Source organism: Rhizobacter fulvus (assembly GCF_964020785.1).
The window spans coordinates 799,990-823,368 of the sequence record NZ_OZ224516.1; the positions used below are offsets into that span (position 1 = coordinate 799,990).

23 protein-coding genes are annotated in these 23,379 nt (G+C 70.4%); 9 read left to right on the top strand and 14 right to left on the bottom strand.

Annotated elements, in window-relative coordinates:
• Positions 1-212 precede the first annotated feature (212 nt).
• A complete protein-coding gene (locus tag ACWH49_RS03925) occupies positions 213-467 on the top strand; it encodes a hypothetical protein (protein ID WP_448174298.1) in 255 nt (84 codons plus the stop codon).
• Here the strand turns inward: ACWH49_RS03925 and ACWH49_RS03930 are convergent.
• The 4 genes from ACWH49_RS03930 to ACWH49_RS03945 form a co-directional block, all read right to left on the bottom strand.
• Positions 462-2,135, bottom strand: coding sequence for a RecQ family ATP-dependent DNA helicase (locus ACWH49_RS03930; protein ID WP_448170271.1), 1,674 nt, complete (start codon positions 2,133-2,135; stop codon positions 462-464). The two genes, ACWH49_RS03925 and ACWH49_RS03930, sit on opposite strands and share 6 nt — an antisense overlap.
• On the bottom strand, positions 2,132-2,569 hold the full coding sequence (locus ACWH49_RS03935) for a hypothetical protein (protein ID WP_448170272.1): 438 nt from the start codon (positions 2,567-2,569) through the stop codon (positions 2,132-2,134). The genes ACWH49_RS03930 and ACWH49_RS03935 overlap by 4 nt, the downstream gene beginning before the upstream one ends.
• A 102-nt stretch (positions 2,570-2,671) precedes the next feature.
• On the bottom strand, positions 2,672-3,400 hold the full coding sequence (locus ACWH49_RS03940) for an SDR family oxidoreductase (protein ID WP_448170273.1): 729 nt from the start codon (positions 3,398-3,400) through the stop codon (positions 2,672-2,674).
• 111 nt (positions 3,401-3,511) lie between these two features.
• Entirely contained in the window at positions 3,512-6,094 is a 2,583-nt protein-coding gene (locus ACWH49_RS03945) for a chemotaxis protein CheB (RefSeq protein ID WP_448174299.1), read from the bottom strand.
• A gap of 4 nt (positions 6,095-6,098) precedes the next feature.
• Here ACWH49_RS03945 and ACWH49_RS03950 point away from each other — a divergent pair, with 4 nt between their 5' ends.
• The 4 genes from ACWH49_RS03950 (at position 6,099) to ACWH49_RS03965 (ending at position 9,020) form a co-directional block, all read left to right on the top strand.
• Positions 6,099-6,227: a hypothetical protein gene (locus ACWH49_RS03950; protein ID WP_448174408.1), complete on the top strand. Its 129-nt coding sequence runs from the start codon at positions 6,099-6,101 to the stop codon at positions 6,225-6,227.
• Positions 6,228-6,230: 3 nt separating this feature from the next.
• Positions 6,231-6,398, top strand: a complete 168-nt coding sequence (locus ACWH49_RS03955) for a hypothetical protein (protein WP_448170274.1) — start codon at positions 6,231-6,233, stop codon at positions 6,396-6,398.
• 38 nt (positions 6,399-6,436) lie between these two features.
• Positions 6,437-8,680, top strand: coding sequence for an ATP-binding protein (locus ACWH49_RS03960; RefSeq protein ID WP_448170275.1), 2,244 nt, complete (start codon positions 6,437-6,439; stop codon positions 8,678-8,680).
• Between the two features lie 112 nt (positions 8,681-8,792).
• On the top strand, positions 8,793-9,020 hold the full coding sequence (locus tag ACWH49_RS03965) for a hypothetical protein (protein ID WP_157615426.1): 228 nt from the start codon (positions 8,793-8,795) through the stop codon (positions 9,018-9,020).
• Between the two features lie 23 nt (positions 9,021-9,043).
• Here the strand turns inward: ACWH49_RS03965 and ACWH49_RS03970 are convergent, their stop codons facing one another.
• From ACWH49_RS03970 to ACWH49_RS03990, 5 genes are all read right to left on the bottom strand, one after another.
• The gene (locus ACWH49_RS03970; RefSeq protein ID WP_448170276.1) at positions 9,044-9,253 is read right to left on the bottom strand and encodes a hypothetical protein; all 210 of its coding nucleotides are present in this window, start codon (positions 9,251-9,253) and stop codon (positions 9,044-9,046) included.
• A gap of 137 nt (positions 9,254-9,390) precedes the next feature.
• Positions 9,391-9,663: a hypothetical protein gene (locus ACWH49_RS03975; RefSeq protein WP_448170277.1), complete on the bottom strand. Its 273-nt coding sequence runs from the start codon at positions 9,661-9,663 to the stop codon at positions 9,391-9,393.
• Between the two features lie 75 nt (positions 9,664-9,738).
• The gene (locus tag ACWH49_RS03980) at positions 9,739-12,537 is read right to left on the bottom strand and encodes an ATP-binding protein (RefSeq protein ID WP_448170278.1); all 2,799 of its coding nucleotides are present in this window, start codon (positions 12,535-12,537) and stop codon (positions 9,739-9,741) included.
• 21 nt (positions 12,538-12,558) lie between these two features.
• Positions 12,559-12,939, bottom strand: a complete 381-nt coding sequence (locus tag ACWH49_RS03985; RefSeq protein ID WP_448170279.1) for a response regulator — start codon at positions 12,937-12,939, stop codon at positions 12,559-12,561.
• 2 nt (positions 12,940-12,941) lie between these two features.
• On the bottom strand, positions 12,942-14,093 hold the full coding sequence (locus ACWH49_RS03990) for an iron-containing alcohol dehydrogenase (protein WP_448170280.1): 1,152 nt from the start codon (positions 14,091-14,093) through the stop codon (positions 12,942-12,944).
• Between the two features lie 162 nt (positions 14,094-14,255).
• On the opposite strand from ACWH49_RS03990, the gene ACWH49_RS03995 reads away from it, so the two are divergent.
• From ACWH49_RS03995 to ACWH49_RS04010, 4 genes are read left to right on the top strand one after another with little or no spacing between them, the layout of a single operon-like run.
• A complete protein-coding gene (locus tag ACWH49_RS03995) occupies positions 14,256-17,735 on the top strand; it encodes a response regulator (protein WP_448170281.1) in 3,480 nt (1,159 codons plus the stop codon).
• Positions 17,736-17,738: 3 nt separating this feature from the next.
• Positions 17,739-18,563: a CheR family methyltransferase gene (locus ACWH49_RS04000; RefSeq protein WP_448170282.1), complete on the top strand. Its 825-nt coding sequence runs from the start codon at positions 17,739-17,741 to the stop codon at positions 18,561-18,563.
• On the top strand, positions 18,563-19,168 hold the full coding sequence (locus ACWH49_RS04005; protein ID WP_448170283.1) for a chemotaxis protein CheB: 606 nt from the start codon (positions 18,563-18,565) through the stop codon (positions 19,166-19,168). Before ACWH49_RS04000 ends, ACWH49_RS04005 begins: the two co-directional genes overlap by 1 nt.
• Positions 19,165-20,271, top strand: a complete 1,107-nt coding sequence (locus ACWH49_RS04010) for a hybrid sensor histidine kinase/response regulator (RefSeq protein WP_448170284.1) — start codon at positions 19,165-19,167, stop codon at positions 20,269-20,271. The genes ACWH49_RS04005 and ACWH49_RS04010 overlap by 4 nt, the downstream gene beginning before the upstream one ends.
• Here the strand turns inward: ACWH49_RS04010 and ACWH49_RS04015 are convergent.
• Genes ACWH49_RS04015 through ACWH49_RS04035 form a run of 5 tightly spaced genes read right to left on the bottom strand, consistent with a single transcriptional unit; the run spans position 20,259 to position 23,379 of the window.
• Positions 20,259-21,002, bottom strand: a complete 744-nt coding sequence (locus ACWH49_RS04015) for a class II aldolase/adducin family protein (protein WP_448170285.1) — start codon at positions 21,000-21,002, stop codon at positions 20,259-20,261. The genes ACWH49_RS04010 and ACWH49_RS04015 overlap by 13 nt on opposite strands.
• 9 nt (positions 21,003-21,011) lie before the next feature.
• Positions 21,012-21,812 carry a 2-oxo-hept-4-ene-1,7-dioate hydratase gene (gene hpaH / locus ACWH49_RS04020; protein WP_448170286.1) on the bottom strand — a complete coding sequence of 267 codons (801 nt, stop codon included), beginning with the start codon at positions 21,810-21,812 and terminating at the stop codon, positions 21,012-21,014.
• Between the two features lie 7 nt (positions 21,813-21,819).
• On the bottom strand, positions 21,820-22,230 hold the full coding sequence (locus ACWH49_RS04025) for a 5-carboxymethyl-2-hydroxymuconate isomerase (RefSeq protein ID WP_448170287.1): 411 nt from the start codon (positions 22,228-22,230) through the stop codon (positions 21,820-21,822).
• Positions 22,230-23,048 carry a DODA-type extradiol aromatic ring-opening family dioxygenase gene (locus tag ACWH49_RS04030; protein ID WP_056464692.1) on the bottom strand — a complete coding sequence of 273 codons (819 nt, stop codon included), beginning with the start codon at positions 23,046-23,048 and terminating at the stop codon, positions 22,230-22,232. Before ACWH49_RS04030 ends, ACWH49_RS04025 begins: the two co-directional genes overlap by 1 nt.
• A gap of 4 nt (positions 23,049-23,052) precedes the next feature.
• A complete protein-coding gene (locus ACWH49_RS04035; protein ID WP_448170288.1) occupies positions 23,053-23,379 on the bottom strand; it encodes an aromatic ring-opening dioxygenase subunit LigA in 327 nt (108 codons plus the stop codon).

The window sequence follows — 23,379 nt, forward strand, 5'->3', positions numbered from 1 at the left end:
TCCGCACAGCCCGACGCGCTGGCCCTGCTGGCAGGCGACCATCAGGAAGTTGCCAAGCTGTTCAAGGCCTATGAGAAGCTCGTCAAGGACGACGCGGAGGGCGAAGAGCGGCAGGAGATCGCACAGCAGATCTGCGAAATGCTCAGCGCCCACGCGGAGATCGAGGAAGAGATCTTTATCCGGCGCTGCGGGGCGCGCTGGACGCCGACGACCTGCTCGACGAGGCCGAGGTCGAACACGCGACGGTCAAGGACCTGGTCAGCCAGATCGAGTCGATGGACGCGGACGACGAACTCTACGACGCGAAGGTCACCGTGCTCGGCGAGTACGTGACGCACCACGTGAAGGAAGAGGAGAACGAGATCTTCCCGAAGGCCCGCAAGGCCAAGCTCGATCTGGCGCAGCTGGGCGCCGAACTGCAGAGCCGCAAGGGCGAACTGGCCGGCGAGTCGGACGCGGACTCATGACGCGCGAGCGAGGAACTCCGGCAGGAACGTCCGCTGCTGGCCGTTGGTGAACGCCACGGTCACGCCCTGCGCTTCGACGGCCACGACGCGGGCGAGCCCGTGGCGCCGGGTACGCACCGGCTCGCCGACGTCGAACCCGGCGCGCACAGCCGCTGCAGGCGCCTGTCGTTGGGGCGTTGACGGCTGCTGCGCCAGGTGCGCGGCCAGCCGAAGGCAGTTGTCGCAGGTGCCGCAGGGGTCCACCGGCGCCGCGCCTTCCAGGTACTCGAGCAGCAGCTTCCAGCGGCACTGGCCGCTTTGCGCGTAGGCGACCATGCGCTCCAGCATGTCGCGGTCGCGCGAGGTGCGCGCCGCGCAGGCTTGCGCGAGCGACTCGAGCTTCGCGCTGTCCGGCGCACGGTCGCGGTGCAGTTGCAGCACACCGTCGCGATCGCAGTCGACAAGCCCCTCGCCGCGCAAGAGGTTGACGACGACTGCGACCTTGCGCCGGTGGCCGAGGCGCTCGGCGAGCTGCTCGACCGACCAGCCGGCCTCGTGTGGCGGCGACTCGCCGAGCGCATGGACCACCGCCTGGAATTCGTTCAGCTGCGGGTACCGACCGGCCAGAAAGAATTGCTGCACGCCCCGATCACGCTCGACGTAGAGCAGCGTGCAGTCGGCGGATGCGCCGTCGCGTCCGGCACGGCCCGATTCCTGGCAGTAGGCATCGAGCCCGGACGGCAACTGGAAGTGGATCACGAAGCGGATGTCGGGCTTGTCGATGCCCAGACCGAAGGCGTTGGTCGCGACCATCACGCGCACGCTGCCGTCCATGAACGCGTCCTGCGCCGCATGTCGCTTTGCCGCACTCAGCCGGCCGTGGTACAGGCCGGCCGCTTCGCCGGTCGACACCAGCGCCGCGTGCAGTTCCTCGGCCGCCTTCACGGTGGCGACGTAGACCAGCCCCGCGCCGGCCGTGGCGGCGACACGTTCGACCACCCGCGCCTGCTTGTCCTCGGCGCGCGAGAAATGCTCGGCGCGGTAGTGCAGGTTAGGCCGGTACGAGCCGGTGCCGACGATGCCGTCGCGCGGAATGGCCAGGATCTCGGCAATGTCGTCGACCACCGGCGGCGTCGCCGTAGCGGTCAATGCAAGCACCGTCGGCCGGCCGAGCGACTCGATCGCGGCGCCGATCTCCAGGAACGCCGGCCGGAAGTCGAAGCCCCATTGCGACAGGCAGTGCGCCTCGTCGACGACCAGCAGTTCGACCGGCCGCGAGTGCAGCGCATCGACGAGCTCGGGGTTGGCCAGTTGTTCGGGCGTCGTGAAGACGATGCGCGCACGGCCGTCCTCGATCTGCTGCCGCGCCTGTGCCGCCTCGCTCGTTGACAGGCCGCTGTGCAACGCGACGGCGTCGATGCCGTAGTCGGTCAGGGCGTCGCACTGGTCCTTCATCAACGCGATCAGCGGCGAGATGACCAGCGTGCGTCCGTCGATCAGCACCGCGGGCAACTGGTAGCAGAGCGACTTGCCGGCGCCGGTGGGCATCAAGGCCAGCGTCGGCAAGCCGGCCAGAACGCGCGCGATCACCGCCTCCTGGCCCTCGCGCAGTTCGCGCAGCCCGAACACGCGCTTCAGCGTGCGCCGGATCTGCGCGGGCGGATGGGCGCGCCGGGCGCGGTCCGTCAACGCCGGCTCGCGGGCGCGTCGCGTTCCACGCCGCCGCTGTCGCGGTCGCCGCTCGTGCTGCCATCGTCGGGATCGTCCTCGGTGCCTTCCTCGTCGGCCAGCTCGCCGGCCTCGACCGAGTGGCGCCGGTCGGCCGGATCGCCGGCGAGGCCGGGGTCGTCGACGATGCGATCGGGGAGGATGTCGGCACCGTCGACGGCGTCCGTGCCGTCGGCCGACGCGCGCTCGCCGGTGCCGCCGGCATCGGAGTCGCTGTCGGGGTCGGAGACGACGGCGCCCCACTCGCCCGTGTTGTCGGGGGCGGTGGGCATCGGGCTCGCGCCCTGCACGTCGCTGCCGCTGTCGGACGAGTCGCTCGGGCCGAGCCGGTCGACGTCCTTGCCGTCGGCCTGGCGGGCGGCCGCGTCGCCGCCGAGGATGCTGCTGGTGGCCATGGGGATCTCCACGTGAGTTGCGATCCCTCACACCGTACCGAGCGCGTGGCCGCGGGCTCGTAGGCCAACCGGACGTGCGCCGGTGGGAGACTTTCGCCGCGTCTACAGATCGAAGTTCGTCGGCATCATCACCACGTCGCGGATCGTCATGCCGCGCGGGCGGGTCAGCATGAAGGTGATCACGTCGGCCACCTCGGACGCCTCGAGCAGGCTGCCCGTGTCGCGCGCCTCCTGCAGCTTCTCGGGCGGCCAGTCGGCGAGCAGCGCGCTGACCACCGGCCCGGGCGAGATCGAGCCGACGCGGATGCCATGCTTGAACACCTGGCGCCGCACCGTCTGCACGAAGCAGTTGATGGCCCACTTGGACGACGCGTAGACCGGCTCCCAGGGCGTCGGGAAATGCGCCGCCAGGGAACTGGTGACGATGATGTCGCCACCGCGCCGCTCGATCATGTGCGGCAGCACGTCGTGCACGTTCTTCATCACGACGTTGACGTTCAGGTTCAGCATCCGGTCGATCGCGCCGGTGTCGTTGTCGACCAGGTCGCCGCCGACGTACGAGCCCGCGTTGGCGTGCAGGATGTCGATCCGCCCGGCGAGCTCGAGCACGCGCGGCACGAGGCCCGCGCAGTCCCCGGCGTCGAGCAGGTCGATGCGCAGCGGCGTCACGGCGTCGCCGTGCCGGGCGCGCACGCCCTGCAGCGCGGCCTCGTCGCGGTCGACCATGATCACGCGCGCACCCTGCGCGATCAGCGCCTCGGTGCTGGCCAGGCCGATGCCGGATGCGGCGCCGGTGACGACCGCCACCTTGCCTGCGAGAGTCGATGTCATGTCGCTGTCTCCTGTGATCGCGCGCACGCGGCGCACGTCGCAGGAGGATAGGCCGTGGCGCCGATCGGAGCGATCTGCAGCGGCGCGGATCCGATACTCTGTCGCAGTCCGCTACGGACGCTTCGAGGTCGGCGCGCGCTTCCTGGCCGGGGGAGCCGCCACGCCATCGCCGGCGCGCCGTTCCGACGTTTTCAATGCGCCGGTCAGGCGCTGCTCGAGCCGCTTCGCGGCGCTCACGTCCGACAGCGTGATGACGACCCCGTCGATCCGGTTGGTGGAGGTGCGGTACGGCATCATCCGCACGCGGAAGAAGCGCTCGCCGGACGCCGGCACCTCGCGCTCTTTCGGCACCAGGTTGTGCAGCACCTCCTGCGCATCGCGCGCGACGTCCCAGCCCTCGAGCGCGTTGGTGATGTCGGTGATCGGCCGCCCGATGTCGGTCGGGATCAGCTTGAAGACGCTGACCGCCTGCGCAGTGAAGCGCCGGATATGCAGCAGCTCGTCGAGGAACACCGTGGCGATCTCGGTGCTGTTGAGCAGGTTGCGCATGTCGTCGCTGGCCTGCGAGAGTTCGTCGACCTTGGCCTGCAGTTCCTGGTTGACGGTCTGCAGCTCCTCGTTCATCGACTGCAGCTCTTCCTTCGAGGTGGTGAGCTCCTCGTTGGTCGATTGCAGCTCCTCGATCGTCGATTGCCATTCCTCGTTCGATGCGCGCGATTGCGCCTCGGCGCTGCGGGCTTCGTCGCGCGCGGCGCGCAGCGCGTCGCGCAATTCCGCCAGCTGCAGATCGCCGGCATCGCCGCGCTTCGGACGGGCCGCGTCCTTCGCGGCCCGCTCGTTCGGGTCGGGTTCGACATCGCGGAAGACGATCATCAGCATGCCCGCGAGCAAGGTCGGCGACGTGATCGGGTCGACCGTGACACGCATCTTGCGGGCGCCGAGATCGGGATCGAAGACCGAGCCGTCGACACTGACGCCGCGCTGCGTCCGCACTGCGTCCTTGAACGCGGCGCCGAGCGGTCGGCTCAGGCCCTCGCGCGCCATCGCGAAGACGTTCCAGTTGGCCTTGCCCGCGGCCGGCTCGAGGTAGCGGCCGGTCTTGCCGCTGACGTACAGCACGTCGCCCTCGCGGTTCACCAGCACCGCGGCGGGCGAGTAGCGCTGCAGCAGCAGGTGGTCCGCGAGAGCCTGCAGGCCAAGGTCGCCGTCGTCGGCGGGGCTGGCCCGGCTGTCCTGCGGCGCGAGCCCGACCGGGCGATCGAAGGTTGCCGGGAAGGCGACGAAGCCCGAACTGCGGAAGGTCTCCAGACGACGGAACAGCTTGATCTCGCCCGGCACGGGCACGAAGTGGTCGCCGGCCTGCCCGGTGGTTTCGGCGCGGCCCAGCAGCAGCAGGCCGCCGGGCTCGAGGCTGTAATGGAACAGGCGCAGCAGCCGCCGCTGCAGCGCCGGCTCGAAGTAGATCATCAGGTTGCGGCACACGAGCATGTCGAGCTTGGTGAACGGCGGGTCCATCGCGACGTTCTGCAGCGCGAAGATCACCGTCTCGCGCAGGTCCTTGCGGATCTGGTAGCCGGTGTCGTCGCGCACGAAGAAACGGGCGAGCCGTTCCGCGGACATCGACCCGGCGATGCCGAGCGGGTAGCGTGCCTGCCGCGCGCGGTCGATCGCATCGCTGTCGATGTCGGTCGCGAAGATCCTGAACTCGCGCGGCGCCGGCGCATCGGGCGCCTGCAGCGCCTCGGTCAACACCATCGCGAGCGTGTAGGCCTCTTCGCCGGTGGAGCAGCCGGGCACCCACAGCCGCAGCGGCTTGTTGTCGCTGCGGCCCCGCAGGAACTCGGGCAGCACGACATCGCGCAGGTGATCCCAGACGCGCGGGTCCCGAAAGAACGAGGTGACGCCGATCAGCAGTTCTTTGAACAGCAGCTCCGCCTCGGGCTTGTTCTCGCGCAGCAAGCGGCTGTAGTCGTCCAGCGTGCGGCACTGGTGCACGCCCATGCGCCGTTCGATGCGCCGCTGCAGCGTGCTCTTCTTGTAGTCGGCGAACTCGTGGCCGGTCTGGGCGCGCAGCGCCTGGACGATGGCCTCGAGGGCCTGGGGATCGTCCGCGACGATCGACACCGGCTCGCCGTGCGCGTCCTGCAACTTCAGCAGGTGTGCGGCGATCAGCGCCGGCAGGTCGGCGGGCGCCGCCGCCGCGTCGGCCAGGCCGGCCTGCAACGCGCTGCGCGGCATGCTGTCGAATTGCGCGCTGTCCGGCGCCTGCGCGAACGCCGCCCCGCCGCTGGCCTTCAACGCGGCGAGGCCCTTCGTGCCGTCCGAGCCCATGCCCGACAGCACGACGCCGACCGCACGGTCGCCATAGGCGGCGGCCAGCGAGCGGAAAAAGGCGTCGATCGGCAGCTTGTGGCCTGCGCCCGCCTGCTGCGGCGTCAGCACGAACCGGCCTTTGTCGATCGTCAGGTCGCAGCCCGGCGGCACGACATACACGACGTCGGGCTGCACCGGCGCGCCCGATTCGACGCTCTCGACGGGCAGGCGAGTGGCACGCTGCAGCAGTTCCGGCAGCAGGCTCGGCGTGCCGGCACCGAGGTGCTGGATCACGACAAAGGTAGAGTCGCGCAAACAGCCCGCTTCGGACAGGAAGGCTTCGATGGCTTCCAGCCCGCCCGCGGAGGCACCGATCCCAATGACCTTGAGCGACGACCCGCCCTTCGTGGCGCGCTTGTTTGTCGGGGCCGCGGCGCGACGCGGTACGCTGTTGACTTTGCTGCTCATGAACGGCCAGTATGCCTTTGCAGTCGTCGCCCGCGGGGAGACTTGATCCATGAAACGATCGCCGTTTGACCCCGCCGACCTGCGACACCAGGCCGAGAAGACGCTGCGCGAACGCGCCCTGCCGGCGAAGCAGGAGCCGGACGCGCTGCGGCTGCTGCATGAACTGCAGGTGCACCAGATCGCCGGCGTGATCGACAAGCGGGACACCGCCGCGTGAGCCTGCTTGCGGCTGCGCACTGAGGCGCCGGCAGCCACGTGCGGATCCGTACCCATCTGCTGCTGTTGACCGGGATCGTGCTGATCCCGGGGCTGATCGCGGCAGCCGTCGCGGTCGAGAAGGTGCGCGAAGGCGAACGCCGTGCCGCCATCGCGGGCCTGAGCGAGACGGTGCGCGCGACCGCGCTGCTGGTGGATGGAGAGATCCAGCGCGCGCTGGGCACGCTCGAGGCGCTGGCGCAGTCGAGTCACCTGAAGACGGGTGACCTGCAGGCGTTCCACGCCGAAGCGGCGGCGACCGACCGACTGCCCGATGTCTGGACCGTGCTGGTCGACGAGACGGGCACGCAGCTGGTCAACACCATCGTGCCGTTCGGCACGCCGGCGCCGCCGCCGCCCCCGCCGGCGGAAGGCCGGGAGCTGCTCGACAGGTTCTTCCGGGCCGGCAAGCCGGCCGTGACCGGGCTGCGCACCGGGCCGGTGACGCAGCAGCTCGTGACGACCGTGTTCGTGCCGGCAGCAGCGTCGGCGAACCGGCGACTGGCGCTCGCCAAGTCGTTCTCGGTGGCGCACTGGCGGCTGACGGCGCTCCAGCCCAAGGACCGGCCCGACCTGATCGTCGCGGTGATCGACCCGACCGGCCGCTTCATCTCGCGCACGCGCGGCAGCGCCGAATTCGTGGGCCGCCAGGCGCGGCCCGAGCTGGTCGCCGCGGCGGCGGGCGCGAAGGAAGGCGTGATCCGCCACCGCACGCTCGAAGGCATCGAGTCCTACGACGCGTTCGCGCACTCGGCGCTGACGGGTTGGAGCATCGCGGTGGCCGCACCGATCGACAGCATCGAGGCCTCGGCGACCCAGGGGATCGCCTGGCTGGCGACCGGCATCGCCGCGGCGCTCGCCGTCGCGGTGATCGGCGCCTCGCTGCTCAACCGGGTGCTGATCCTGTCGATGGACAGCGCCACCGACGGCGCCCGCGCCCTCGGCCTCGGGCTGCAGGTCAACCCGCCCCACACCCCGCTGGACGAGGTCAACGGCCTGAACCGCGCGTTGCAGCGCGCAAGCGAACTGCTCGTGGTCGAGAAGGCCGCGCGCGAAACGGTCGAGGGCGAACGCGAACGGCTGCTCGCCAACGAAACCGCCGCACGCCAGCAGGCCGAGACCGAGAACGCCGCGAAGGACAAGTTCCTGGCGCTGCTGGGCCACGAGCTGCGCAATCCGCTGGCGGCGATCAGCGGCGCGGCCGAGCTGCTCGATCGGCGCGCGCCGCTGGAACCCCCGCTGCGGCGCTTCCTCGACATCATCCAGCGCCAGAACAAGCACCTGCGCCACATCGTCAACGACCTGCTGGAGGTGAGCCGGATGCTCTCCGGGAAGATCGCGCTGGAATGCCGTCCGCTGGACCTGGCCGGCTGCGTCTCGACCTGCGTCGAGGCGTTGCGCACGTCCGACCAGGCGGCCGATCACACCCTGGTGCTGGACGCACGCAGCGTGTGGATCGAAGGTGACGTGGTGCGGCTCGAGCAGATCGTCAACAACCTGGTGAACAACGCGCTGAAGTTCTCGGCAGCCGGCAGCGACGTCCTGGTCAGCGTGAGCGCGCAGGGGCCGCACGCGGTGCTGCAGGTGCGCGACCACGGAGCCGGCATCGAGGCGGAGTTCATGCCGCGGATGTTCGAGCCGTTCGTGCAGGGCCGCGCGCTGCAGGGCCGCCAGCAGGCGGGCCTCGGCGTCGGACTGGCGCTGGTGCGAGAACTGGTCGAGCTGCATGGCGGCAGCGTCACGGTCGCCAGCGAAGGCGCCGGGCACGGCGCGACGTTCATGGTCACGCTGCCGCGCGTGGACGCGCCCGCGTCGCGCGAGGACGGGGCCGCCGTGGCGACCGGCGCGCCGCCCGCGCCGCGCCGCCGCATCCTGCTGGTCGAGGACAACGCGGACGCACGCGAGGCCATGGCAGCGCTGCTGGGCGACCTGGGTTGCGCGGTTGTCGAGGCGGCCGACGGCGAGGCGGCGATCCGCCTGGCGCAGCAGCAGTTGCCCGAGCTCGCGGTGATGGACCTCGGGCTGCCGGGGATCTCGGGCTTCGAGCTCGCCGCCGCGTTCCGACGCAATCCGGTGCTGCGCGACGTGCCGCTGATCGCGCTCAGTGGCTACGGCCAGGCCCGCGACCGCGCCGCCGCACTGGCCAGCGGCTTCGACGAGCACCTGGTGAAGCCGGCCGATGCGACAGTGCTGGCGAGCACGATCGAGCGCCTGATCCGCAGCGCGACCGGCCGCAGCGCCTGAACGTCGCGGCTTTTCCTCCCCCGAGTCCGGGGGTCAGGATGCGGTGCTGTCCGACACCGCGACGCCTCGCGGGCGCCGAGACTAGAGGCCCCGAGGCGCCCAGAGCGTGGCCATGACCCCTTCACTCACCGACCAGGCAGACATGTCCTTGAACCTGACCGTTCCGGTCCGCATCCAGATCGTCGACGACCCGCTGCCGAACGGGAAGCAGAACCTGCTCGACATGACCGTTTGGCTCGCGCCGGACGAGGCGCCGGAGGTCCAGAAGGTCGCGCTGCGCACGATCGCCATCGGCTTCCTGGAGCGCACTCTCGAGGCACTGCGCCAGCCGGCTCCCTGAGGCGGGCCGCGCGCGCCGGCGCATCACCGCTCGAACAGGTCTCGGAAGGCGTCGCCGCTGATCGTCTCGGAGAAATCGGTCACGTCGACCCCGTTCATCAGTTCGAACGACGAGAACTGCCAGAGCGGCGGCGCGTCGTCGGCCGGGGCCGCGCTCAGACCCTCGAGGTCGAGGTCGAGCGGACCTGACACCACGTCCCACGCCATTCGCCGCAAAACATCCAGCAACTGCATGTTTGATCCCCGGGTCGTTCGACGCGGCCGTTGCTATCCAGCAACAGTCGTGTGATTCTTCGCACCACCCCTAAGTATAGGGGGTTTGAAACAACGCGTTACATCGGGGTTCCTGCCGATTCCGCCAGGCGCCTTGTTTACTTGCGCGTTCTCGGGTCGGGATTGAACAACTCGTCGAACAGGTCACCGGGTACGGTGTCGTCGAAGTCGCGCACGTCGAGACCGATCGCGAGGTCGAAGGACGACTGGACCCAGTTGCTGTCGCCGACTTCGGATCGGCCCTCGAGCTCGGCGGGCAGCGCGTCCGGCTTCGGCGGCGCAGCCGGGTCGAGCTCCACGAACTCGCCCATGGGCGCCTCGGGGGTCACGCGCCAGATGCGGCGCCGGACGGGATGTTTCGGTCGTGCCATGGCTTGGGACCATCGTGCGGGCGAGATCCTCCCGCGGGAACCGGACGCGGCCGTGGTTGTGCTGGCGCCGTCGTCCTACAGGCCGGGGCGCGACGTGGGGGGACCGGCGGGTCCCATCATCTCGCGCAGGCGTTCGGTCAGGTCCTCGATCGCGAACGGCTTGGTGATCAGCGCCATGCCGGCATCGAGCACGTTCGCGACCGCCAGCGCGTTCTCCGCGTAGCCGGTCATCAGCAGCACCTTCAGCTCGGGCCGGTGCACGCGCGCCGCGTCGGCCACTTGGCGTCCGTTCAGGCCCGGCAGCCCGATGTCCGTGACGAGCAGGTCGATCTTGCGCGGGCCCATCAGGATCGCCAGGCCGCTCGGTCCGTCGGCCGCCTCGATCGCCTGGTAACCCAGGTCGCCCAGCACCTCGACGATCAGGCTGCGCACCACCGCCTCGTCCTCGATCACCAGCACCGCGTCGCCGGCGTTCGCGCGGTGCGTACCGGTTCCGGCGGCCTCGCGGGCGGGAGCGAGCGGCTCTCCGCGGTAGCGCGGCAGGAACAGGCGCACGGTCGTGCCCCGGCCCGGCTCGCTGTCGATGCGCACGTCGCCGCCGGACTGGCGCGCGAAGCCGTAGATCATCGACAACCCGAGCCCGGTGCCCTGCCCGAGCGGCTTGGTCGTGAAGAACGGATCGAACGCGCGCGACACCACCTGGGGCGCCATGCCGGTGCCGGTATCGGTGACGGCGATGCGGATGTAGGCGCCCGGCGCGAGCTCGCCTTGCCGGCCGAGGCCGTCCGGCTCGACCTCGAGGTTGTCGGTGGCCACCGTCAGCGTGCCTCCGTCGGGCATCGCATCGCGCGCGTTGATGCACAGGTTCAGCACCGCGTTCTCGAGCTGGTTGGCGTCGCACAGCGTCAGCCACAACCCGTCGAGCAGCGCGAGTTCGAGCGCGATGCGCTCACCCAGCGTGCGGCGCAGCAGGTCCGCCATCGACGCGATCAGCGGGTTCGCGTGGACCGGCTTGGGGTCGAGCGGCTGGCGGCGCGAGAACGCCAGCAGGCGGTGGGTCAGCGCGGCGGCGCGCTTGGCGGAATGGCTCGCGTCGGCGATGAAGCGGTCGACTTCGTTGGTGCGCCCCTGCTCGAGCCGCCGCCGCACCAGCGCGAGCGAGCCGGTGATGCCCTGCAGCAGGTTGTTGAAGTCGTGCGCGATGCCGCCGGTCAGCTGGCCGACCGCTTCCATCTTCTGCGACTGTCGCAGCGCCTCCTGGGCCGCTTCGCGCTCGGCCGCCTCGCGGCGCAACCGCTGCAACGCGGTGCCCAGCTCCTCGGTGCGCTCGGCGATGCGCGTCTCCAGTGTGCTGTTGAGTTCGAGCAGCGCGCGTTCGGCGCGGATCTGCTCGGTGACGTCGCCGCCTTCGGCGAAGATGCCGCTGACGCGTCCGCCGTCGTCGAAGATCGGCTGGTAGACGAAGTCGAGGAAGCGCTCCTCGAGCGGCGCATCCGGCTCGCGCTGCAGCATCACCGGCACGCCGCGGCCGATGTACGGCACGCCGTTGGCATAGACCTCGCCGAGCAGTTCGAAGAAGCCCTGGCCCTCCAGTTCCGGCAGCGCGTCGCGGATCGGCTTGCCGGTCACGTCGCGGTGGCCGATCAGCTGCGCATACGACTCGTTGATCAGCTCGTAGCGATGCTCCGGGCCGCCGAGCACGCACATGAAGCCCGGCGCCTGCTGGAACAGGCTGCGCAGGCGGTCGCGCTCGGCGGTCCGGGCCCGCACCTCGGCCGACAGTTGCAGGTTGGCGTAGCGCAGCACCTCGGCCGCCTCCTGGCGCAACTGGATCGCCTCCGCCAGCTCCGAGGCGCGGCGGCGCTCGGCGTCGTACGCGTCGGCGTTGTCGAGGCCGGCACCGATCTGGCCGGCCAGCAGGCGGGCATAGTCCGGCAGGTCGCCATCAGCCGGGCGGTAGCGGTTCAACGCCAGGACCAGCAGGCCGGACGGTCGCGACACGCCCTTGCCGCCGATCGCCAGCACCAGCGCCCGTTGCGGGGGCAGCGGCCACGGGCCCGTCGGCCAGGGACCGGCAGCCGGTTCGAGTTCGATGGCGAACTCGTGGGCGCCGGCATAGACCTCGGCGGCGCGCCAGCGCGCGGTCGCGGCGTCATCGAGCGCGAGCGGCGTGAGCGCGCTGGCCGGTTCCACGCCCTGCGCCGCGGCCAGGTGTGGCCGGCCGTCGGCGTCGAACAGGTAGACCAGCGAGAACGGGAAGTCGCGCCCCGCCGCGCGCAGGGCGTCGCCGGCCGCCGCCATCGCACGGGCCCGGGTGTCCCCGCTCGCCATGCCGGCGGACAGCAGGCTGAGCGTCGCGAGGCGGCGCTCGCTGAGCACGCGCTCGGTCTCCTCGCTGACGGCGCAGAACAGGCCCTCGACCTGGCCGCCGGCACCGAGCAGCGGGCTGTACGAGAAGGTGTGGTACGTCTCTTCAGGGTAGCCGGAGCGCTCCAGCACGAGTTGCAGCGCGCGGTCCCAGGTGGCGACGCCGTCGCGGTAGACCGACTCGATCCGGCCGCGGATGTCGTCCCAGATCTCGGCCCACAGCTCCCGCGTCGGCCTCGCCAGCGCAGCCGGATGCTTGTGGCCAAGGGTCGGTCGGTAGGCGTCGTTGTAGAAGAACGCGACATCCGGTCCCCAGCCCAGCCACATCTCGAAGCGCGAGGTCAGCAGGATGCGCAGCGCGACCTTCAGCGTCTCGGGCCAGTGCTCCGGCGGTCCCAGCGGCGTGGCGGCCCAGTCGTGCCGGCGCATCTGGATCGCCATGTCGCTCTGGCCGACGAAGATGTCGGCATAGGGAACGTCGGCGGCTGACGCGTCCGGCGGGATCAAGTCAGGGTGGGCCGAGCGAGATCAGCGTCGCATCGCGGCGACGATCTCGTCCATCAGCGCATCGAGTTCATCGAGTTCGAACGGCTTCGGCAGCGCGCGCACGTTCGTGCCGAGCGTGCCGAGCTCCGGGCCGAAGCCGTAGCCCGAGCACAGCACCACCCACTGCTGCCGGTCGAGGGCCAGCACCTCGCGCGCCAGCGCGGTACCGGACATGCCGGGCAGGCTGACGTCGGTGACGAGCACGTCGAACCGGCCGGCCTGCCAGGTGGCGAGCGCGGCCTCGGCGTTCGGCGCGGTCGTGACCTCGCGGGCGTCGGATTCGAGCAGCATGCCGATCGTCTCGCGCAGATCGTCGTTGTCCTCGACGTAGAGGATGCGCAGCGGCGCGGCGCGGCCCGTCATCGTCACAGCGAGTCCTCGAGCAACGCCCGGTACTCGTCGTCGGTCGCGATCCGCGGGTTGGTCTTGTGGCAGTGGTCGGCCAGCGCGCCGCTGACGATCCGGTCGAACATCGCGTGCCCGACGCCCATCGCGGCCAGGCCGGACGGCAGGCCCAGGCGTGCGTTCAGGTCGCGGATCGCCTCGGGGATGTCGCCGCCGCTGGCCAGTCCCATCGCGCGCGCCATCCGGTCGAGCCGGTGCTCACGGGCCACGCTCTCGGCGCTGGCATTGAAGCGCACGACCGCGGGCAGGAACATCGCGTTGAGCGTGCCGTGGTGCAGCTTCGGGTTCGCGCCGCCGAGGCTGTGCGACAGCGAGTGCACCGCACCCAGGCCCTTCTGGAACGCCATCGCGCCCTGGATCGATGCGCTCATCATGTTCAGGCGGGCATCGCGGTCCTGGCCGTCGCGGGTCGCGCGTTCGATGTGGGCCCAGCCGCGCTCCAGGCCATCGAGCGCGATGCCGTCGGCGGGCGGGTTGAAGGCCGCGGCCATGAAGGTTTCCATGCAGTGCGCGATCGCGTCCATGCCCGTCGCGGCGGTCAGGCCGGGCGGCAGGCCGAGCGTCAGCTCGGGGTCGCAGATCGCCGAGCGCGGCAGCAGGTGCCAGGAATGGAAGCCGAGCTTGCGGTGGTCGTCGGTGATCACGATCGCGCCGCGCGCGACCTCGCTGCCGGTGCCCGAGGTGGTCGGCACCGCGATCAGCGGCGCCGCCGCCTCGGTGATCTTGCCGCTGCCTCCCTCGATGGTGGCGTAGGTGACGAGCGGGCCGGGGTGGGTCGCGGCGATCGCGACGCCCTTCGCACAGTCGAGCGACGAGCCGCCGCCGACCGCGATCAGTCCGTCGCAGCCGTGCTCGCGGTACAGCGCCGCCGCCTCGCGCACGGCGGCCTCGGTCGGGTTCGACGGCGTGCGGTCGTAGACGATGAAGCCACCCGGGCCCTGCAGCGAGGCCGGCAGCGCATCCAGCACCTTTTGAAGCACGCCCGCCGCGCGCACGCCGGCATCGGTGACGATCAGCGGCTTGCGGATGCCGACACGCTCGCACTCGGCCGCCAGCAGCTTGCGCGCCCCGAACTCGAGGTGCACGTGGGTGAGGTAATAGATCAGGGCCATGGGGCGGAGTCGGGGACGAAAAGTGCGAGGGAAGCGTGCACGTAGCACACGTGCAACGATACCAGTGCGCTGTGTATAGTTGTTCACAAATGGCTTTGGCGCCTCTCCCAGGGGCGCAAACGAGATGGACGTCCTGAGAAAGGGCTCGACGAGCAGCACCGGATGGCCGCGGCGGTGACGCGCCTGCGCGGGCCGTACGGTCGACTGCCGCTCCCGATCACGGCGCTCATCGGCTTCATTCTCGGGGTCGTCGCGGTCGCCGTCATCTCGCTGGTCTCCTACCAGTCGCTGCAAACCCGCCAGACCGCGGCCGATCTCGTCAGCCAGACCTTCAGCGTGCTGGAGCGCCTGCAGACGTTGATGTCGACGCTGAAGGATGCCGAGACCGGCCAGCGCGGCTACCTGCTGACCGGCAGCGAACGCTACCTCGACCCGTACATGAATGCCAAGGCGGCGCTGCCGGAGGACTTCAAGCGGGTGCGCGAACTGACGCTCGACGCCGCCGACCAGCAGCATCGCCTGGCGATGCTGGAGAAGCTGGTCAAGGACAAGCTCGACGAACTCGACCTGACGATCGCGAAGCGCCGGGCCGGCGACGCGGCGGGGGCGTTGGAGATCGTCGCCAGCGACCGCGGCCGCGCCACGATGGAACGCATCCGGGCGATCGCCGCGGAGATGTCGGCCGACCAGCAGCGCCTGCTCGCGACGCGGCAGCAGGCGTGGGAGGACGCGGCAGCGAGCTCGGTGCTCGTGCAGGGCGTGGGCGCGCTGATCCTGCTGGTGTTGATCGGCGGCGCGGCGGTCGTCGCCTCGCGCGCGCACCGCGCGCAGGAGGCGGAGGCGTGGCTGCGGGCCGGCACGGCCAAGCTGAGCCTGGCGATCCAGGGCGACCGGCGGCTGGACGAGCTGGGCCAGATCGTCATCGACTGCGTGGCGCGCTACCTCGATGCGCAGGTCGGTGCGATCTACACGGTCGAGAACGACGGCACGCTCCAGCGCTTCGCCGCCTTCGCGGCCGCCCGCAGTGCCGCCACCGTGCGGCCGGCGCAGGGCCTGCTCGGGCAGGCGATCAAGGACCGGCGCGCGATGCATGTCGGCGACGTCCCCGACGGCTACCTGGTGGTCGATTCGGCCCTCGGCCAGGCGACCGCACGCGAGCTGCTGATCGCGCCCGCGGTGGTCGACGGCGTCAGCTACGCGGCCATCGAGCTGGGCTTCCTGCGGCCGGTGCACTCGACTGAAACCGAGCTGCTGAAGCGCCTGTCCGAACTGATCGCGATCGCGGTGCGCACCGCGCGCGACCGCTCCCGGCTCGAGGAGCTGCTGGAGGAGACCCAGCGCCAGGCCGAGGAGCTGCAGGCGCAGCAGGAGGAACTGCGGGTCAGCAACGAGGAGCTGGAGGAGCAGTCGCGGGCCCTCAAGGAATCGCAGCTGCAGCTCGAATCCCAGCAGACGGAACTGGAGCAGACCAATTCGCAGCTGGAGGAACAGGCGCAGCTGCTGGAGCACCAGCGCGACGACCTGGAGCAATCGCGCGCGACGCTGGCCGACAAGGCACGCGACCTGGAGCGCTCCAACCAGTACAAGAGCGAGTTCCTCGCGAACATGAGCCACGAGCTGCGCACGCCGCTCAACTCGACGCTGATCCTGGCCAAGCTGCTGGCCGACAACCGGCCCGGCAACCTGAACGCGGAACAGGTCAAGTTCGCCGGCACGATCCTGTCCGCCGGCCGCGACCTGCTGAGCCTGATCAACGACATCCTCGACCTGTCCAAGATCGAGGCCGGCAAGGTCGAGGTCGGCATCGAGCCGGTGCGCATCGCCGCCACGGTCGACACGCTGGTCAAGACGATGCAGCCGCTGGCCGAGCAGAAGGACCTGCGGCTGGCGGCGGAGGTCGATCCCGGCGCGCCCGCCACGATCACCACCGACCCGCAACGCCTCGGGCAGATCCTGAAGAACCTGCTCTCCAACGCCGTGAAGTTCACCGAGCGCGGCGCGGTGCGGCTGCGCGTGGCGGCCGGGCCGGGGCCGAGCGTGTCGTTCGCGGTGTCGGACAGCGGCATCGGCATCGCCCCGGAACACCAGGAGCTGATCTTCGAGGCGTTCCGCCAGGCCGACGGCAGCACCCACCGCAAGTACGGCGGCACCGGCCTGGGCCTGTCGATCTCGCGCGACCTGGCACGCCTGCTCGGCGGCGACATCGAGGTCCGCAGCACGCCCGGCGAGGGCAGCGTTTTCACGCTGACGCTGCCGTGCGAGTTCGATGCGGGCAGCGTCGCGTCCCGCGCGGCGGCCGCAGCGGCGCGGCCGGCCGCCCTGCCCGCCGCGTTCCCGCCGTCGTCCAGCGAGTCCCGCGAGCGCGGCGACACGCCGATCGCCGTCTGGTCGCCACCGCCGCCGGCGTCGTTCACCCGCAAGGTTCCCGACGACCGCGACGCGCTGCGCGCCGACTCGCGGCTGATCCTGGTGATCGAGGACGATCTGCGCTTCGCCGCCATCCTGGTCGACCTGGCGCACGAGATGGCGTTCCAGTGCGTCGTCACGCACTCGGCCGGCGAGGGCGTGCGGGCCGCGCTGGAGTACCGGCCGAGCGCGATCCTGCTCGACATGAACCTGCCCGACCATTCGGGCCTCGGCGTGCTCGACCAGCTCAAGCACGACTCGCGCACGCGGCACATCCCGGTCCACGTGCTGTCGGTGGCCGACTACATCCAGGAGGCGATGGAACGCGGCGCCATCGGATACGACCTCAAGCCGGTCCAGCGCACCCAGCTGGTCGCGGCGCTGCAGCGGCTCGAATCCACCTTCTCGGCGCGCCTGCGACGTGTGCTGGTGGTGGAGGACGACACCCGCCAGCGCGAGAGCATCGACAAGCTGCTCGGCAACGACGGGGTCCAGATCGTCGGCGTCGCGACGGCCGCCGCGGCGCTGGAGCAACTCCGCACGACGACCTTCGACTGCATGATCATGGACCTCAACCTGCCCGACCTCAGCGGCTACGAGCTGCTCGAGAAGATGGCGGCGCAGGGCGACGCCTCGTTCCCGCCGGTGATCGTCTACACCGGTCGCTCGCTGACCCGCGACGAGGAGCAGCAGCTGCGTCGCTTCTCGAAATCGATCATCGTCAAGGACGCGCGCTCGCCCGAGCGCCTGCTCGACGAGGTGACGCTGTTCCTGCACCAGGTCGAGTCCACGCTGCCGGCCGAGGCGCAGCGGATGCTGATGGTCGCGCGCGACCGCGATGCGTCGCTGGACGGGCGCCGCATCCTCGTCGTCGAGGACGACGTGCGCAACGTGTTCGCGCTGACCAGCGTGCTCGAGCCGAAGGGCGCGACGGTCGAGCTGGCGCGCAACGGCCGCGAGGCGCTGGAGCAGCTGGAACGCAGCCGCAGCCCCGGCGGCAAGCCGATCGACCTGGTGCTGATGGACATCATGATGCCGGAGATGGACGGCTTCACCGCGATGCGCGAGATCCGCAAGCAGGCGGTCTGGAAGAAGCTGCCGATCATCGCGCTGACCGCGAAGGCGATGCGCGACGACCAGGAAAAATGCCTGGCCGCCGGCGCGAACGACTACATCGCCAAGCCGCTCGATGTCGACAAGCTGCTGTCGCTGGTGCGGGTCTGGATGCCGAAGTAGTCGATGACCGCCAGCACCTTCGACATCGAGCTGAAACTGCTCGTCGACGCCGTCTACCTGAAGTACCACTTCGACTTCAGGGGCTACGCCGCGGCCTCGCTGAAGCGCCGCATGAAGGCGGCGATGGGGCGGTTCGGCTGCGAGAGCCTGTCGCAGCTGCAGGACCGGCTGCTCAACGATTCGACCGTGTTCACGGCGCTGCTCGACTACCTGACCGTGCAGGTCAGCGAGATGTTCCGCGATCCGGAGTACTTCCTCGCGCTGCGCACGCTGGTCATGCCGCACCTGCGCACCTACCCGTCGCTGAAGGTCTGGGTGGCCGGCTGCAGTGCCGGCGAGGAGGCCTATTCGCTCGCGATCCTGCTGCAGGAGGAAGGCCTGCTCGAACGCACGATCATCTACGCGACCGACATCAACCCGCAGGCGCTGCGGCGCGCCGAGGCCGGGGTGTTCGAGCTCGAGCGGATCGCTTCGTTCACCGCCAACCACCAGCGTTCCGGCGCGACCCGCTCGCTCGCGGACTATTACACCGCCGCCTACGGTCGCGCGGTGTTCGACAAGCGGCTGCGCGAGCACATCCTGTTCTCGGACCACAGCCTGGCGACCGACAGCGTGTTCGCCGAAGTGCAGCTGGTCTCGTGCCGCAACGTGCTGATCTACTTCGACCGCGCGCTGCAGAACCGCGCGCTCGGGCTGTTCCGCGACTCGCTGTGCCGGCGCGGCTTCCTCGGGCTCGGCTCGAAGGAATCGATGCGCTTTTCCGATCAGGCCGACGCCTTCGAGGAGTTCGTGCGCGGCGAGCGGATCTTCCGGAAGGTGGCCGAGTGATGGCCGCGCACGCCAGCGCGGCCCGCCCGATCGACGCGGTCGTGATCGGCACCTCCGCGGGCGGCGTCGAGGCCCTGTCGAGCGTGCTCGGCGGGCTGCGCGCCGACGCGGCGTTCGCGGTCCTGATCGTGCTGCACCTGCCGAAGGACCGGCGCAGCCTGCTGCCGGAGATCCTCGGCCGCAAGTGCGCGCTGCCGGTCCTCGAAGCCGTCGACAAGCAGCCGATCGCGCCGGGCACGGTCTACATCGCGCCGCCCGACTACCACCTGCTGGTCGACAACGGGCCGCAGATCGCGCTGTCGATCGACGACCCGGTGCTCTATTCGCGGCCCTCCGTGGATGTGCTGTTCGAGTCCGCGGCGGACGTCTACGCCGAGCGCCTGATGGGCGTCGTGCTGACCGGCGCGAACCAGGACGGCGCCGCCGGCCTGCTGGCCATCAAGCGGGCCGGCGGCGTCACCGTGGTGCAGGACCCGCAGACCGCACAGGCGGCGCTGATGCCCGCGTCGGCGCTGCAGCGTGCCCAACCGGATCACGTGCTGGCGCTGGACGGCATCGCGGCGCTGCTGCAGCGGTTGTCGCCGGCGCCGGAGGTTCGGCCGTGACGACCGCCGTGAAGTGCCTGATCGTCGACGACGTCGCCGAGAACCTGGTCGCGCTGTCCGCGCTGCTGCGGGCCGAGGACGTCGAGGTGCTGCAGGCCCGCTCGGCCGTCGAGGCGCTGGAGCTGCTGCTCGTGCACGACGTCGCCCTGGCGCTGCTCGACGTGCAGATGCCCGAGATCGACGGCTTCGAGCTCGCCGAGATGATGCGCGGCAGCGAACGCACCCGGCGCATCCCGATCATCTTCGTCACCGCCGGTGCGCGCGACCAGCAGCGCATGTTCAAGGGCTACGAAAGCGGCGCGGTCGACTTCCTGTTCAAGCCGATCGAAGCACACGTGCTGAAGAGCAAGGCCGGCGTGTTCTTCCGGCTGCACCGCCAGAACATGCAGCTCGAAGCGCAGCTCGACAGCCTGCGCGAGACGCTGCGCCTGAACGAGATGTTCACTGCGGTGCTCGGCCATGACCTGCGCGGGCCGCTGACGGCGATGAGCATCTCGGCCCAGGCGCTCGCCCGCGGCCCGGACGAATCGGTCCGCAAGCTCAGCGCGCGCATGGTGCACAGCTGCAAGTGGATGGGCCGGATGATCGAGGACCTGCTGGACCTGAGCCGAGCGCGCGTCGGCGGCGGCATCACGATCGTCCGCCAGGCCGTCGACCTCGGCGACATCGCCGAGAAGGCGGCCCAGGAGCGGCGCGTGATGTTTCCGGGTCGCGAGCTGGCGGTCCGGCGCTCGGGCGACATGCACGGTCGATGGGATGGCGACCGCATCAGCCAGGTCACGGCCAACCTGCTCGGCAACGCGCTGATCCACGGCCGGCCGGACTGCACGATCGAGGTCCGGGTGGACGGCTCGCGCCCGGATGCCGTGCACCTGAGCGTCACCAACGAGGGCGCCGTTCCGGAAGATATCCTGCCGCACATCTTCGATCCGTTCCGCAGCGGACGCACCGGCTCGGAGCGGGCCGACGGGCTCGGCCTGGGCCTGTACATCGTCGACCAGATCGTGCGGGCCCACGGCGGGCGGATCGACGTGGCGGTCGACGCCGCCACCGACTCGACCCGCTTCTCGGTAGAGCTGCCGCGCGACGCTCAGTCCCGGTAGCTCGGGTCGGTGCGATCGACAAGGCGCTGCAGCGCGTCGAACGCGTCCTGACCGGCGCCGAAGCGCGGGTCGTACTGCAGCGAATCGCGCACGCAGGCTTCGAGCACCGGGGGCGCGATGGCACGCGGCCGGCCCATCGAGAGCGTGGCCAGCTGCACCTCGCAGGCGCGCTGCAGCAGCCACATCAGCCCGAACGCCTGCGCGAGGTTGGCGCCGATCGTCACCGGGCCGTGGTTGCGCAGCAGCAGCACCGGCTTGCCGCCGGCGCTCGCGAGGATGCGCGCGCCCTCGTCGGCATGCACGGTGATGCCCTCGAACTCGTGGTACGCGACCTTGCCGAACAGCTGCGCGGCGTAGAAGTTGGTGAAGCTCAGGCCCTCGTCCAGGCAGCACACCGCCATCGTCGGCGTGGTGTGGACGTGCATCACGCAATGCGCGTCGGTCAGCGTCTCGTGGATCTTGCCGTGGAACGTGAAGCCGGCCGGGTTGATCGGCCAGTCGCTGTGGCCGATCACCTGGCCGTGGACGTCCACCTTGACGAGGTTGGAGGCCTTGACCTCGCTGTAGTGCAGGCCGAACGGGTTGATCAGGAAGTGCGCGTCCGGCCCCGGCACGCGCAGCGAGATGTGGTTGTAGATCAGCTCGCCCCAGCCGAGGCGGTCGAAGATGCGGTAGGCCGCGGCGAGCTGGACGCGCGCGGTCCATTCTTCCGGAGTGCAGGCGATGTTCATCGTGTCGGCTCAGACGAAACGCAGGGCGATCGAGCCGAGCGGCCCGTAATCGACGGCGAACTCGTCGCCGGCCTGCGCGGGGGTGGGGCGGGTGAACGAGCCGGCCAGCACCACGTCGCCGGCGTCGAGTTGCTCGCCGTAGGAGGCAATCCGGTTGGCGAGCCACGCCACGCCGTGCGCCGGGTGGCCGAGCACGCCGGCGGCGAGGCCGGTCTCCTCGACGACGCCGTTCTTCTGCAGGATCGCGCCGACCCAGCGCAAGTCGAGCTCGGCCGGCGGCACGCGCCGCCCGCCGAGCACGATGCCGGCGTTGGCGGCGAAGTCGCTGATCGTGTCGAAGACCTTGCGCGGCACCTTGGTGTCGCGGTCGAACTGCTCGATGCGCGCGTCGATGATCTCGATCGCCGGCGTCACGAGCTCGGTGGCCGCGAGCACGTCGGCCTGCGTCACGCCCGGGCCGCGCAAGGGCCGGCCGAGGATGAACGCGAGCTCGACCTCCACCCGCGGCGCGATGAAGCGGTCGGCCGGGATGTCGCCGGGCGCGAAGAACATGTCGTCCATCAGCGGCGCGAAATCGGGCTCGTCGATCTGGCTCGACAGCTGCATCGCCCGCGAGGTCAGCCCGATCTTGCGGCCCTGGACGCGCCTGCCATCGGCGATCTCCAGCGCCACCCAGGCACGCTGGATCGCATAGCCGTCGTCCAGCGTCATGCCGGGGAAGCGCGCCGAGAAGTGGCGCAGCGCGACGCGGTTCCTGCGCGCCGCCTGCAGCTCGAGGGCGAGCGCGGCGATCGTGTCTTGCGGCAGCATCGGGGGGTCAGTCCTTCTTCTTCTCGAACAGCGGGTGCAGGTTGCTGAGCTTGGCGTCGAACACCTCGTCGCCGACATCGATCTGCAGCGTCACGCCGACCAGCCGCCGCGCCTGGATCGGCTCGAAGAACGATCGCGCCGCCTCCAGCAGCGCGCTTCCGATGCGCTGCTGCGTCGCCTCGCTGCGGCCGCGCTTCATGCGCAGGTTCAGGTACGCGAACGCGTAGTCGGACTGGCCGTCGGCGATCGCGTAGCGCGGCGCCGGGTACGCGAGCACGCGCGTGCCGCCGATCGGGAACACCGGCGCGCCGGCCTCGTCGACCTGCGCGATCATCGTGTCGGCCAGCGTCCGGCACAGCGCGTTCATGTTGGCCTGCGCGTCGAGGTTGTCGCTGTAGAGAATCGTCAGGTGCGGCATCAGGCCACCTCCATCGTGCCCACGGTGCAACTCACCGCGAAGATCGGGATCGGTTGCACGTACCGCACCGTGCCCGCACCACCCGCCGCGGCCGCGACGGCGATGAAGGTGCGGATCTCGAACGCGCCCTGCCCGCCGTCACGGTAACAGGCGGCGTCGGTATAGGACAGCAGCGCGGTCTTGTCGTTGCGCGACCAGCGGTCCAGGAACTCGCGGTCCCAGGCCTCGTTGACCTTGCCGGAATCGGGCGTGGCCGGCCAGTGGCTGATGCCGCCGGTGCCGACGATCGCGATCCGCTCGGGCACGCTGTCGGCCGCGCGCCGCAGCGCCTCGCCGAAGGCCCAGGCGCGGTGCAGCGGCGTCAGCGGCGGGCCCTGGCAGTTGATGTTGGCGGGGATCACCGGGATGTCGTAGTGAGGTGTCAGGAAGTGCAGCGGCACGGCGATCGCGTGGTCGAACTTCCATTCCTCGGCGAACGCGACGTCGACCGTCTGCATCACCTCGGTGATGATCCGGCGCGACAGGGCCGCGTTGCCCGGCACGCTGGTGCGTTCGATGCCGAGCCAGGTCGGGTCCTCGATCGGGCCCTCGTACTCGTCGGCCATGCCGATGGCGAACGCCGGCATGTTGTTCATGAAGAAGTTGCCGAAGTGCTCGGCGCCGACGACGATCACCGCGTCGGGCCGCGCAGCCCGCAGCTCGCGGCCGAGTCCGTAGAAGGCGGCGTGGAACGCATCCTTGGTGTCGGGGTCGGCGAGGTGGGCGCGGCCGGTGATGCCGGGCGCGTGGCTGCAGACGGCGGCGAAGACGAGGCTCATGGCGTCATACTCCCGCGACCTTCTCGTCCATGCCGGTCGTCATCGTGTAGACGCCGGCGCGCACCGGGCCGTGCCGGGCGACACCGTCCCGCATCGCCTGCAGGTAGTCGGGCCATGGCATGCCGAGGAAGGCGGCGTAGTGCATCAGCAGCTGGCCGTTCGCGCCGAGCACGTAGATCAGGCCGATGTCGCCGCGCTCGATCGCGCCGCGCTCCTCGGCGTCGAGCGGGTACTCGGCCAGCAGTGCGGCCGGCTCGTCGCGAAAACGCTGCTGCACGCGCGGCTCGCGGTTCAGGTGGTAGAGGAACTTCTGCAGGCCGTAGAGCGACAC

Coding starts and splice junctions, on each gene's coding strand:
- ACWH49_RS03940 (WP_448170273.1), bottom strand. CDS start 3,400: ATGACATCGACTCTCGCAGGCAAGGTGGCGGTCGTCACCGGCGCCGCA.
- hpaH (WP_448170286.1), bottom strand. CDS start 21,812: ATGCTGCCGCAAGACACGATCGCCGCGCTCGCCCTCGAGCTGCAGGCG.
- ACWH49_RS04000 (WP_448170282.1), top strand. CDS start 17,739: ATGACCGCCAGCACCTTCGACATCGAGCTGAAACTGCTCGTCGACGCC.
- ACWH49_RS04015 (WP_448170285.1), bottom strand. CDS start 21,002: ATGAACATCGCCTGCACTCCGGAAGAATGGACCGCGCGCGTCCAGCTC.
- ACWH49_RS03965 (WP_157615426.1), top strand. CDS start 8,793: ATGACCCCTTCACTCACCGACCAGGCAGACATGTCCTTGAACCTGACC.
- ACWH49_RS04005 (WP_448170283.1), top strand. CDS start 18,563: ATGGCCGCGCACGCCAGCGCGGCCCGCCCGATCGACGCGGTCGTGATC.
- ACWH49_RS04030 (WP_056464692.1), bottom strand. CDS start 23,048: ATGAGCCTCGTCTTCGCCGCCGTCTGCAGCCACGCGCCCGGCATCACC.
- ACWH49_RS03995 (WP_448170281.1), top strand. CDS start 14,256: ATGGCCGCGGCGGTGACGCGCCTGCGCGGGCCGTACGGTCGACTGCCG.
- ACWH49_RS03975 (WP_448170277.1), bottom strand. CDS start 9,663: ATGGCACGACCGAAACATCCCGTCCGGCGCCGCATCTGGCGCGTGACC.
- ACWH49_RS03985 (WP_448170279.1), bottom strand. CDS start 12,939: ATGACGGGCCGCGCCGCGCCGCTGCGCATCCTCTACGTCGAGGACAAC.
- ACWH49_RS04025 (WP_448170287.1), bottom strand. CDS start 22,230: ATGCCGCACCTGACGATTCTCTACAGCGACAACCTCGACGCGCAGGCC.
- ACWH49_RS03970 (WP_448170276.1), bottom strand. CDS start 9,253: ATGCAGTTGCTGGATGTTTTGCGGCGAATGGCGTGGGACGTGGTGTCA.
- ACWH49_RS03990 (WP_448170280.1), bottom strand. CDS start 14,093: ATGGCCCTGATCTATTACCTCACCCACGTGCACCTCGAGTTCGGGGCG.
- ACWH49_RS03955 (WP_448170274.1), top strand. CDS start 6,231: ATGAAACGATCGCCGTTTGACCCCGCCGACCTGCGACACCAGGCCGAG.
- ACWH49_RS03935 (WP_448170272.1), bottom strand. CDS start 2,569: ATGGCCACCAGCAGCATCCTCGGCGGCGACGCGGCCGCCCGCCAGGCC.